The 12,243-nt window shown below is 72.8% G+C and carries 7 protein-coding genes; all 7 read left to right on the top strand.

Annotated features, from left to right (window positions below; all coding sequences use genetic code 11):
* The first annotated feature begins 256 nt into the window (after window positions 1–256).
* A complete protein-coding gene (locus tag AMK33_RS05310; RefSeq protein ID WP_073931574.1) occupies window positions 257–1,660 on the top strand; it encodes an ABC transporter substrate-binding protein in 1,404 nt (467 codons plus the stop codon).
* A 7-nt stretch (window positions 1,661–1,667) separates the two neighbouring features.
* Window positions 1,668–3,017 carry a carbohydrate ABC transporter permease gene (locus AMK33_RS05305; RefSeq protein ID WP_079194758.1) on the top strand — a complete coding sequence of 450 codons (1,350 nt, stop codon included), beginning with the start codon at window positions 1,668–1,670 and terminating at the stop codon, window positions 3,015–3,017.
* Complete coding sequence (locus tag AMK33_RS05300; RefSeq protein WP_073931573.1) at window positions 3,014–3,916, top strand: carbohydrate ABC transporter permease; 903 nt, start codon at window positions 3,014–3,016, stop codon at window positions 3,914–3,916. Before AMK33_RS05305 ends, AMK33_RS05300 begins: the two co-directional genes overlap by 4 nt.
* Window positions 3,917–4,064: 148 nt before the next feature.
* Window positions 4,065–6,335 carry a bifunctional glycosyltransferase/CDP-glycerol:glycerophosphate glycerophosphotransferase gene (locus AMK33_RS05295; RefSeq protein WP_073931572.1) on the top strand — a complete coding sequence of 757 codons (2,271 nt, stop codon included), beginning with the start codon at window positions 4,065–4,067 and terminating at the stop codon, window positions 6,333–6,335.
* A 177-nt stretch (window positions 6,336–6,512) separates the two neighbouring features.
* Entirely contained in the window at window positions 6,513–8,717 is a 2,205-nt protein-coding gene (locus AMK33_RS05290) for a CDP-glycerol glycerophosphotransferase family protein (protein WP_073931571.1), read from the top strand.
* A gap of 1 nt (window position 8,718) precedes the next feature.
* A complete protein-coding gene (locus tag AMK33_RS05285; RefSeq protein WP_073931570.1) occupies window positions 8,719–10,929 on the top strand; it encodes a bifunctional glycosyltransferase/CDP-glycerol:glycerophosphate glycerophosphotransferase in 2,211 nt (736 codons plus the stop codon).
* Window positions 10,926–12,191, top strand: coding sequence for a hypothetical protein (locus tag AMK33_RS05280; protein ID WP_073931569.1), 1,266 nt, complete (start codon window positions 10,926–10,928; stop codon window positions 12,189–12,191). The genes AMK33_RS05285 and AMK33_RS05280 overlap by 4 nt, the downstream gene beginning before the upstream one ends.
* The last annotated feature ends 52 nt before the right edge of the window (window positions 12,192–12,243 follow it).

Genomic DNA, 12,243 nt, shown 5'->3' with positions numbered 1-12,243 from the left:
GGCCCGGCGCTTGCGGGGGTGCCGTCGCGCCCACCCGTGCCGCCCCAGCGGCACGACTGCCCGCGGCTGACGCGGCATGCGACTGCCCGCGGTTACGCGGGCCTTGTCCGCACCGACCGGTGACGCCTGGTCACGACGCGGTCACGATAGCCGTCTTGACACGGGAGGCGGTCTTGCCACCCCTACCCCCCGGGCGTAGACCAGAGCGCACGGGACAGCGCTCGGCGTTCGACGGAGTACGAAGAACGGGGCAGTGATGCGCAGGACGAGCAGGATCATCCGGACACGCAGGTCGTCTGAGAACCACGTGACGGCCCCCCGCACCCGCAGGGCCGCCGCGGCGCTCGCCGCGGGAGTGCTCGCGGTCTCGCTCACCGCGTGCGGCGGGGGCGACGACGACAGCAACAGCGATGACGAGAACAAGGGCGGCGGCGAGACCGGGACCACCGTCACCCTTCCCAAGCTGGACGGCGCGAGCCTCGAGGTCGCCGCCGTGTGGACCGGCGCCGAGCAGGCCAACTTCAAGAAGGTCCTCGCGGAGTTCGAGAAGCGCACCGGCGCCAAGGTGACCTTCGTCCCCGCCCAGGACCCGATCATCAACTTCCTCGGCTCGAAGGTCGCGGGCGGCGCCCCGCCGGACGTGGCGATGCTGCCGCAGCCGGGCGCCATCAGGCAGGCCGTCGACAAGGGCTGGGCCAAGCCGCTCGGCGCCGAGGCGGCCAAGGAGCTCGGCGAGAACTACTCGCAGGGCTGGCAGGACATCGGCAAGGTCGACGGCAAGCAGTACGGCGTCTACTACAAGGCCGCCAACAAGTCGCTGATCTGGTACAACGCCCAGGTCTTCGAGAACGCGGGCGCCGCCGAGCCGAAGACGTGGGACGAACTGCTCACCACCGCGCAGATGGTCTACGACTCCGGTGTCACCCCGTTCTCGGTCGGCGGCGCCGAAGGCTGGACGCTCACCGACTGGTTCGAGAACGTCTACCTCTCCCAGGCCGGACCGGAGAAGTACGACCAGTTGGCCCAGCACGAGATCAAGTGGACGGACCCCTCCGTCAAGGAGGCGCTGACCACGCTCGCCGAGATCTGGGGCAGGAAGGACTACGTCGCCTCCGGCGCGCTGGGGACCGATTTCCCGACGTCCGTGACGCAGACCTTCACCGGCGGTGACCAGCCCAAGGCAGGCATGGTCTACGAGGGCGACTTCGCGCAGGTCAACATCGGCGAGACCGAGGCGAAGGTGGGCACGGACGCCAAGGTGTTCCCGTTCCCGGCGGTCGGTGACACCCCGCCCGTGGTGTCCGGCGGCGACGCGGCGGTGATCCTGGAGGACTCCGAGGCGTCCCAGGCGCTGGCGACCTTCCTCGCCTCCCCGGACGCCGCGCGCATCCACGCCGGGCTCGGCGGCTACCTCTCGCCGAACAAGAACGTGCCGGCCTCGGCGTACCCGAACGAGGTCCAGCAGAAGATCGCCAAGGCGCTCGTCGACTCCGGGGACGACTTCCGCTTCGACATGTCCGACCAGGCCCCGCAGGCGTTCGGCGGCACGCCCGGCAAGGGCGAGTGGAAGATCCTCCAGGACTTCCTGAAGAACCCGGAGGACGTCGCCGGTACGCAGGCGAAGCTGGAGGCCGACGCGGCCGCGGCGTACGGGAACTGATCCGGCGATGGCGTCGGACACGGCGGCAGGGGCACCGAAGGCGGCCCCTGCCGCTCCCAAGTCGCGCAAGAGCGTCACCGGCACCCGCGGAACTGTGGCGGCGCTGTTCCTGCTGCCCGCGCTCGTGCTGCTCGGTGCGCTCGTGGTCTACCCGATCGGGTACTCCGTCGTCCGCAGCTTCTACGACCAGTCCGGCGACGGCTTCGCCGGATTCGACAACTACCGGGCGCTGTTCACCGACGACGGCATCCGCACGGCCCTGAAGAACAACGTCATCTGGGTGGTGTTCGCGCCGACGATCGCGACCGCCCTCGGTCTGGTCTTCGCGGTGCTGACCGAACGGGTGCGCTGGGGCACGGCGTTCAAGCTGGTCGTCTTCATGCCGATGGCGATCTCGATGCTGGCGGCCGGGATCATCTTCCGGCTGGTGTACGACCAGGACCCGGACAAGGGCGTGGCGAACGCGGTGTGGGTGGGGGTGCACGACACCTTCGCCCAGTCGTCGGCGTTCCCGAAGGCGCACCCGGGCCGCGAGTCGCCGCTGGAACCGGCCGGCGGGGGCGCGTTCATCACCAAGGGGACGGTGAGCGCCGGTGACACGGTGACGCTGCCGCTGGTCGGGGTCGCCCCGGACCTGATGCCGGACGACGCGGAGCGGGCGGCGGCGCCGAAGCCGGAGGACGACCGGATCACCGGCACCACCTGGCAGGACTTCACCCGCGGCAAGGGCGTCGGCACGCTGAACGGCGTCGACGCGGCCGAGCTGGGCTATCCGGGGATGAAGATCGAGGCCGTCAAGGACGGCGAGGTGGTGGAGACGGCCACGGCGGGCGACGACGGCACGTTCTCCTTCTCCTCGAAGGCCGACGGGGCACAACTGCGGCTCCCGGCGAGCAACTTCGCCGAGCCGTACAACGGCCTCGACTGGCTCGGCCCGTCGCTGGTCACACCGGCGATCATCGGCTCGTACATCTGGATGTGGGCGGGCTTCGCGATGGTGCTGATCGCGGCCGGGCTCGCGGGGATGCCCCGGGAGCTGCTGGAGGCGGCGCGGGTGGACGGCGCGAACGAGTGGCAGGTGTTCAGACGTGTCACGGTGCCGCTGCTGGCGCCGGTCCTCGCGGTCGTCACCGTCACCCTGATGATCAATGTGCTGAAGGTGTTCGACCTGGTCTTCATCATCGCCCCGGGCTCGTCCCAGGACGACGCCAACGTCCTCGCGCTGGAGCTGTACCGCAAGGGCTTCGCGGCGGACCAGCCGGGCATCGCCAGCGCGATCGCGGTGTTCCTGCTGCTGCTCGTCATCCCGGTGATGTGGTTCAACGTACGGCGGCTTCGGCGGGAGGTGCGGCGATGAGTGCGGACGCCGGCAGCGTCACCAAGGCGGTCCCCACCGTCAAGGCCGAGCGGTCACTGGGCTCCCGGCTCAGCCAGTGGGTCAGCGGCGGCCTGGTCCGCGTCTTCCTGATCGTCGTGGGCCTGTTCTGGCTGGTCCCGACGGTCGGCCTGCTGCTGGCCAGCCTGCGCACCCCGCAGGACATGGCCGCCGACGGCTGGTGGAAGGTGTTCACCGAGCCCTCGCAGCTCACCTTCGGCGCCTACGAGACGCTGCTGGAGAACGACGACATCACCGGCTCGCTGCTGAACACGGTGTACATCACCGTCCCGGCGACCGTGCTGGTGGTGGTGATCGGCTCCCTCGCGGGGTACGCCTTCGCCTGGATGGAGTTCCCCGGCCGGGACTGGTGGTTCCTGGCGGTGGTGGGGCTGCTGGTGGTGCCGGTGCAGGTGGCGCTGATCCCGATCGCCGAACTCTTCGGCAACATCGGCCTCTTCGGCTCCGTGGCCGGTGTGGTCCTCTTCCACGTCGGTTTCGGTCTGCCGTTCGCGGTGTTCCTGCTGCGGAACTTCTTCGCGGAGATCCCGAAGGAGCTGCTGGAGGCGGCCCGGCTGGACGGCGCGGGCGAACTGCGGCTGTTCGTACGGGTCGTGATGCCGCTCGCCGGTCCGGCCATCGCCGCGCTCGGCATCTTCCAGTTCCTGTGGGTGTGGAACGACATGCTGGTCGCGTTGATCTTCACCGACTCCGGGAGCCAGCCGATCACGGTCGCCCTGCAGACCCAGGTACGGCAGTTCGGCAACAACATCGACGTCCTGGCGCCCGGCGCGTTCATCTCGATGGTGGTCCCGCTGGTCGTGTTCTTCGCGTTCCAGCGGCAGTTCGTCTCCGGTGTGATGGCGGGCGCGGTGAAGTAGCCGACGTACGCGACATGTTGAGGGGGCGGGCCGTCACAGGTCCGCCCCTTCGCGTGACGGGCGTCCCCCGGATGCCGCAGGGGGCGTAACCAAGTGGGGCCGGCGGCCGTTGCCGGGCAGAACGCCCGCACCGACCGTTGGATGCCCCTTGCCCAGGTTCAGTGTCATTGTCCCCGCGTACCAGGTTCAGGCGTATCTGCACGAGTGCCTGGAATCGGTGCTGTCCCAGTCGTATCCCGATCTCGAACTGATCGCCGTCGACGACTGCTCGCCGGACGCCTGCGGTGCGGTGATCGACGAGTTCGCGGCCCGCGACCCTCGCGTACGGGCCGTGCACCTGCCCCGGAACACCGGTCTCGGTCCGGCCCGCAACGCCGGGATGGAGCGGGCGACCGGCGACTACCTGGTCTTCCTGGACGGCGACGACACCCTCACGCCCGACGCGCTGCTCGCCCTCGCCGACCGGCTGAAGGAGACGGGCGAACCGGACGTGCTGGTCTACGACTACGCGCGCACCTACTGGTCGGGCGAGGCCGTGCGCAACCGGGTCGCCGCCGAACTCACCGAGCAGGGACCTGCGCCGTTCCGTCTCGAGGACCGGCCGGGGCTGCTGAACCTGCTGATGGTGGCCTGGAACAAGGCGTACCGGCGGGAGTTCGTCGAGCGCGCGGGCTTCACCTTCCCGCCCGGCTACTACGAGGACACCCCGTGGACGTACCCGGTCCTGATGACGGCGGAGTCGATCGCCACCCTGGACCGGGTGTGCGTGCACTACCGGCAGCGCCGGGCCGGCGGCATCCTGCGCACCACCAGCGAACGGCACTTCGACGTCTTCGACCAGTACGACCGGGTCTTCGCGTTCCTCGACGAGCGGCCCGCGCTGCGGCGCTGGCGGCCGGTGCTGTTCCGCCGCATGGTCGACCACCTGGTGACGGTGTACACGCGGCGGGACCGGCTGCCGCGCGGGTCGCGCGCCGCCTTCCTGCGCCGGGCGCGTGTCCACTGCCGGCGCCATCGGACGCCCGGCGCGGCCGGGTCCGCGCGTGCCCGGGTCCACCACACGATGGTCCGTTACGGACTGCACCGCACCTATCGGGCGTTGCGGCTGGCGGCGGCGCTGCGCCGCAGGTGGGCCCGGATCGCGGGGCGGCTGCCGCGCGCCCTGCGCCGCGCGGCCCTGCGCCTGCACTACCGGCTCCAGCGGCTGCTCCCGCTCCGTGCCGACCGGGCCGTCTTCGCCGCCGACGGGGGCCGCGGTCACGGCGGTGACCCGGGCGCCCTGGAGTCGGCGCTGCGCGAGCTGGCCCCGCACATCCGCACCGCCTGGGCGGCCCGTCCCGAGTACCACCACACCCTTCCGCCGGGCGCCCGCCGGCTCGTGCCCGGCACGGCCGCCCACTGGAGCGCGCTCGCCCGGTCCGCGTATCTGGTGACCGACGCCGACACCGTGCCGGGGCTGGTCAAGCGCAAGGGGCAGACCGTGGTGCAGACGCGGCGCGGCACCCCCCTCGGGCACGAGGGCCTGGACCTGCTGGAACGTCCCGCGGCGGCCCGGGACACCGACTTCGCGCGGCTCCTCGCGGGGGTCGACCAGTGGGACTACGTCGTCTCCGCCGACCGCCACTCGACCCTGACCTGGGAGCGGGTCTGCCCCGGCCGCTACACCACCCTGGAGTACGGCAGGCCGCGCACCGACCGGTTCCACACGGCGACCGGGGCGGACGTGGCCCGGCTGCGGGAGTCGCTCGGCGTCCCGGAGGGGTCGGTGGCGATCCTGTACGCGCCGGCCCACCGCGACTACCGGCGCACCCAGCGCCGGCTGCTCGACCTGGAGCGCGTGGTGCGCCGTCTCGGCCCGCGGTTCGTCGTCCTGTCCCTCGCCGACCACCACCCGTACGGCGGGCCGCGCGAGGCCGCCTCCGACCGGGTCCTGGACGTCTCCGGCCATCCGGACGTCACCGCGCTGTGCCTGGCCTCGGACGCCCTGGTCACGGACTACTCGACGCTGATGTTCGACTACGCGGGCCTGGACCGGCCGGTGGTGCTGCACATCGACGACTGGGAGGCGTACGAGGCGGCCCGCGGCGCCTATTTCGACCCGCGGGCGTTCCCGCCGGGCGCGGTCGCGGGCGGCGAGGACGAGCTGATCGACATCTTCGCGAGCGGTCACTGGTGCGGCGCCCGCTCCGCCCGGCTGCGGGCGGACTTCCGCGCCCGCTTCTGCCCGTACGACGACGGCCGCGCCGCCGAGCGGGTCGTGCGCCGGGTGGTGCTCGGGGAGAGCGACCTGCCGCCGGTGGTGCCGATGGACGGGCGCCGCCCGGTGCCGTCGGCCGGTGCCGTGTCCGGCCCGCCGGCGCTCACGACGGTGCCGCAGCAGCAGCCCGCCGGTGCCCTGACCGTCACCGACCGCGGCTGACCGCCGTTCCCCCTTGTGGACACAGGGAGTTCCCATGCCCTCCGGATCGTCGCGACCCACCCCGACCCGGCCTCCGGCGGGGCGGCCCGGTCGACGCCCCGCCCGCTGAGAGCGCCACGCCATCCTCCACGGACCACGGAACACGGTTCACGGACCACGGATTACGGAAAGAGCAGAATGCCCCGCTTCAGCATCATCGTCCCGTCCCACGGGGTCGCCGGCCGGCTGGGCCAGGCGCTGGACTCGGTCCTCGCCCAGTCCTTCGGTGACTTCGAGCTGATCCCGGTCTGCGATGCGCCGGGGTCCGCCGCGGCCGACGTGGCCGCCCGGCACGCCGAGCGGGACTCGCGGGTGGCGCCGGTGCACGCGCCGCCGTCGGCCGGGCTGGCGGGGGCGCGCAACGCGGGGACGCGGGCGGCCACGGGGGCGTACCTGCTGTTCCTCGACGGTGACGACGTCCTCGTACCGGGCGCGCTCGCGGCTCTGGACGCGCGCCTGACCGAGACCGGTCCGGTGGACGTGCTGCACTTCGAGCACGAGCGTGCGCCCTGGTGGGAGGGCGAGCCCTCCAACCCTGCCGCGCCCCTGCTGGCGAAGGCCCCCGACGGCGCGTTCCCGCCCGACCGCGCCCCGCACCTCACCGGCGTGGGCCTCCCGGCGTGGAGCGCGGCCTGGCGCCGTGCCTTCGTCACCGAGCGGGGTCTCGCCTTCCCCGCGGGTCACTTCACGGACATCGGCTGGGGCGGGCAGGCGATGCTCGCCGCCGAGCGGGTGGCGGTGCTGCGCACGGTCGTCGTACGGCATCTGGTGCGGCGGCAGGGCAGCCGGCTGAGCCTGCCCGGGGAGCACCACGCCGAACTGCTGGACCAGGTCGAGCTGGTGCTGGAGCGGGCCGCCGAACGGGGGCTGTCCGCCGAGCGGTCGGCGCCGTTGTTCGAGCAGCTCTTCACCGCCGTGCTGAAGACGGCCGCCCGTCCCCGGCGGCTCCCGTCGGGCCGCCGCGCCTTCTTCCGCCGGGCGAGCACCCTGTACCGCCGCCACCGCCCCACCGGACACCGGCCCCCGCGCGGCAGCCTCGGGGTGCAGCACCGGCTGCTGGCGTCGGGCTCCTACGGGGCCTTCGCCGCCCTGCGCGGCGCCCGCCGCGCGGTGGCGCGGACCGTGGCGGCGGTGCCGCGCCCGCGGGGTCTGCGCACCCGGCTGCTGTACCGGATGCACCTGTGCCGCCCGCTCGATCCGAACCTCGCCGTGTACTGCGCGTACTGGGGCCGCGGTTACGCCTGCAACCCGGCCGCGATCCACGCCAAGGCGCGTGAACTCGCCCCGCACATCCGCTCGGTGTTCCTGGTGGAGGCCGGCCAGGAACACACCGTGCCGGACGGCGTCGAGTACGCGGTCATCGGCAGCCGCCGTTACTGGGAGGTGCTGGCCCGCGCCAAGTACCTGGTCAACAACGCCAACTTCGCGGAGGGCGTGGTCAAGCGGCCCGGCAGCGTCCACCTCCAGACGCAGCACGGCACCCCGCTGAAGACGATGGGCGTCGACCAGTCGACGTACCCGGTGGTGGCCGCCGCCACCGGCAGCTTCACCAGGCTGCTCGGCCGGGTGGACCGCTGGGACTACAACCTCTCCGCCAACCCGCACTCCACGCGCGTGTGGGAGCGCGCCTTCCCCGGCTCCTACGAGCACCTGGAGTACGGCTACCCGCGCAACGACGTGTACTGCGCGGCCGGCGCGGACGACGTGGCCCGGATCCGTGCGGAGCTGGGCGTCCCGGAGGGCGCGCGGGCCGTGCTGTACGCGCCCACCCACCGCGACCACCGCACCGGCTTCGAGCCCGGCCTCGACCTGGAGGCGTTCTGCGAGGCGGCCGGCGAGGACGTCGTGGTCCTGCTGCGCGCCCACTACTTCTACGACCGGGGCACCGCGCGGGCCGGGGGCCGGGTCATCGACGTCACCGCGCACCGCTCGTCGGAGGACGTGTGCCTGGCCGCCGACGCGCTGGTCACCGACTACTCGTCGATCATGTTCGACTACGCCTGTCTGGACCGCCCGATCGTCGTGTACGCCGACGACTGGGACGTCTACCGGGAGGTCCGGGGCGTCTGCTTCGACCTGATGGAGGGGCCGCCGGGACCGGTGGTCCGCACCCCCGAGGAGCTGGCCCGCGTGTTCCGCGACGGCTCGTACGCGGACGCGGGGTCGGCGGCGCTCCGGGCCCGGTTCCGGGAGCGGTTCTGCGCCTTCGACGACGGGCGGGCCGCCGAACGGGTCGTACGCCGGGTGCTGCTCGGTGAGCCGCCCGAGGCCCTGCCGCCCGTGATCCCGCTCGCGGAGCGCGTCCCCGCCCCCGCGGCCGCCGCCACCCTGGTGAGGAGCTGACGTGCCCCGTTTCAGCGTCATCGTCCCCGTCCACAAGGTGCAGGGGTACCTGCACGCCTGCCTCGACTCGGTGCTCGGGCAGTCGTACCGCGACATCGAGGTGATCGCCGTCGACGACCGCTCCCCCGACGGCTGCGGCGCGATCCTCGACGCGTACGCGGCCCGCGACGAGCGCGTCCGGGTGGTGCGCCTGCCGGAGAACGTGGGCCTCGGCCGGGCCCGCAACGCGGGGATGGAGCACGCGACGGGCGACCACCTGTTCTTCCTCGACAGCGACGACACCCTCACCCCGGGCGCGCTGCGCGCGATGGCCGACCGCCTCGACGAGACCGGCGACCCGGACGTCCTGGTCTTCGACTACGCCCGCACCCACTGGTGGGGCGGCACCCGCCGCAACGTCCTGGCCCGTCTGCTGGCCACCGAGGACGTGTTCACGGCCGCCGAGCGGCCGGAGATCCTCGATCTGCTGATGGTGGTGTGGAACAAGGTCTACCGCCGTGACTTCGTCGCACGGGAGGGCTTCGCCTTCCCGCCCGGCTACTACGAGGACACGCCCTGGACGTTCCCGGTGCTGCTCAGCGCGGAGCGCATCGCGACCCTGGACCGGATCTGCGTGTACTACCGGCAGCGCCGCCGGGGCAGCATCCTGTCCACCACCAGCCGCAGACACTTCGACGTCCACGAGCAGTACGCGCGGGTGTTCCGGTTCGTCGACGCCCGCCCGGCGCTCGCGCACTGGCGGCCCTTCCTGCACGCCAAGATGGGCGAGCACTGCCTCGACATCCTCTCCAAGCCGGACCGCCTGCCGCCGTCCGACAAGGGCGAGTTCTTCCGCCGTACGGCCGAGATGTTCCGGGCGCACCGGCCGGAGGGCGTCCGGGTCCCGGCGGAACTGCGGGTGCTGGAGGGGAGCTACACCGGGTACGTCCTGCGGCAGCGGGCGGAAAAGGCCGGACAGGAGCTGGGCCGTCGGGCCCGGCAGGCGGGTACGGCGACGGCGGCGCGGTACGCCCGTGTCCGGCCGGCGTTCCGGCGTCCGCTCGACCCGGACCTCGCCGTGTACTCGGCGTTCTCGCACCGGGGCGTGCTCGGCGACCCGGCGGCGATCCACCGCGCGGCGCGCGAACTCGCCCCGCACATCAGGAACGTATGGGTGCTGGCCGACGAGGAGCAGGCGGCCGGTCTCGATCCGGACACCGAGTACGTGCTGCTCGACTCGCCCGGATACCGCCGGGTGACCGAGCGGGCCACGTACTTCGTCAACAACGTCAACTGGTCCGGGGCGCTGGTCAAACGCCCCGGAAGCGTGCACATCCACACCCACCACGGCACCCCGCTGAAGTACCTGGGCGCCGATCTGCTGGACCGGCCCGGCGCCCGGCTCGGCTTCGACGTACCCCAGATGCTGCGTCGGGCCGACCGCTGGGACTACAGCCTGGTCGCCAACCGGCACTCCGAGCTGGTGTGGGAGCGGGCCTACCCCTGCCGCTTCACCTCCCTGCGCAGCGGCAGCCCGCGCAACGACGTCCTGGTCGGGGCGTCGCAGGAGCGGGGGCGTGCGGTGCGCGCACGGCTCGGTGTCCCGGACGGCGACACGGTGGTGCTGTACGCGCCGACCCGCCGCGACTACCGCAGGGGCGGGCTGGTGGAGCGGCTCGACCTCGCACGGTTCGCCGCCGACCTGGGCGAGGGCCGCACCCTCGTGGTCCGCCTGCACCCCTCCCTCGCCGCCGGACCGGCGCGCGGCCTCGGCCTGTCCGAGCTGCACCGGCGGGGCGTGCTCGTCGACGCGACGGACGAACCGGAGGTGCAGGACGTGCTGCTCGCCGCCGACGTGCTGGTCACGGACTACTCGTCGGTCATGTTCGACTACGCCCTGCTGGACCGCCCGATCGTCGTGTACGCCGACGACTGGGGCGCCTACCGGGCGAGCCGGGGCACCTACCTGGACATCATGGCCGAGGCGCCGGGCCATGTGGCGCGCTCCCCCTGGGAGCTGGCGTGGCTGTTCGACTCCGGGACCTGGCGGGACGAGGAGGCGGCGCGGCTGCGGTCGGCGTTCCGGAGGCGGTTCTGCGAGTTCGACGACGGCCGGGCCGCCGAGCGGGTGGTACGGACGCTGATGCTGAACGAGCCGATGCCCGAGCGGCCGGCCGGACCGGCCCGGGTGCCCGCCCAGGCCACCGGCGTCGACCTGCTGACCCCGTCGTGACGCCGCGCGCCCGGGTCCTGCTGCTGGCCGCCGTCTTCGCGCTGCTGCAACTCGCCAACGTCACCGGCCGGGACACCCCCGACAGCAAGAACTACCTGTCGTACGCCCTGAGCCTGACCGGTGCGGACAAGCGGGAGGCGGCCATCGCCACCATCGATTACTTCTGTGCGGGCCGGGCGTCGATCGCGCACCGCGAGCAGAACGTGAACGTGATCCGTTTCCACGCCCCCGACCCCGCCCCGGAGGTCCTGCGGGAGTGCCGGGAGCGGGAGTGGCGGCAGGTGGAGGCGCGGCTGGCGGCCGGGCAGACCGGCGGGCACACCGTGCCGTTCATGCCGGAGCGGTTCATGCGGATCTTCGAGGTGCGGCCCGGCTATCCGGTGTTCCTGGCGCCGTTCATCTCTCTGCTCGGGGTGACCTGGGGCGTGTGGGCGGCGGGCGTGGTGGTGACCTGCGCGGGCGGGGTGCTCGCCTTCCTGGTGCTGCGCGCCCTGTCGGTGCCGGTGCCGCTCGCGCTCACCGGGCAGGCGCTGTTCCTGGTCCTGCCGTGCGGGACGACCGCGATGCGCCCGATGACCGAGGGACTGCTGCTGACGCTCACCCTGGCGGCGCTGTGGGGCTGTGCGCTGGTACTGGAGGGGCACAGGACGCGGCCGGGCCTGACGCTGGTGGGCGCGGCGCTGCTCGCGCTGTTCACCGTCAAGCACTCGCAGGCCCTGTTCCTCGGGCTGTGCCTGGCGGGCGCGGGCGCGGCGATCGCCGTACGACGCCGGTGGCGGGGCCTGGAGCCGGGGCGCGGGGTGGTGGCGCTCGCGGGGGCCGGGTGCGTGGGGGTGTTCGGCACGGTGCTGCTGGCCCGGCTGCTGGGGCATCCGTCGGTGTCGGAGAGCGTGCAGGACCTGCTCACCGATCACTTCGCCCGCCCCGACCGGGAGCGGCCGTGGGCGGAGTTCTTCCAGTTGCAGGGGAACTTCTGGATGGAGTGGCTGCGGCGGCAGCTGTGGGAGCCGGTGTTCGTCGCGTTCCTGGCGGCCGGTGTCCTGGGGGCGCTGCGGCGGCCGGCGTTCGGCGCCTTCCTGGTGGCCGCCGCCTGCACGGGGTTCCTCAACCAGGCCGGGCATCCGGACATCAACATCTGGGGCGACCGGCTGATCACGCTGGCCTGGCTGCTGCCGGTGCTGGGAGTGCCGCTGCTGCTGGAGCCGGTGGTGCGGCGGGCGGTGGTGCCGGCGCAGGGGGCTCCGGTGGGGCTGGCACGCTGAACCCCGGGGCCGCTCGCTTCACTCGATGAGGTGATACGAGGTCATGCCGTCG

The sequence above is a fragment of the Streptomyces sp. CB02400 genome (assembly GCF_001905725.1).
GTDB lineage: Bacteria > Actinomycetota > Actinomycetes > Streptomycetales > Streptomycetaceae > Streptomyces > Streptomyces atrovirens.
The sequence above is the reverse complement of the archived record's forward strand: the minus strand, read 5'-3'. Positions and strand labels throughout refer to the sequence as shown.

Coding starts and splice junctions, on each gene's coding strand:
- AMK33_RS05300 (WP_073931573.1), top strand. CDS start 3,014: ATGAGTGCGGACGCCGGCAGCGTCACCAAGGCGGTCCCCACCGTCAAG.
- AMK33_RS05310 (WP_073931574.1), top strand. CDS start 257: ATGCGCAGGACGAGCAGGATCATCCGGACACGCAGGTCGTCTGAGAAC.
- AMK33_RS05290 (WP_073931571.1), top strand. CDS start 6,513: ATGCCCCGCTTCAGCATCATCGTCCCGTCCCACGGGGTCGCCGGCCGG.
- AMK33_RS05305 (WP_079194758.1), top strand. CDS start 1,668: ATGGCGTCGGACACGGCGGCAGGGGCACCGAAGGCGGCCCCTGCCGCT.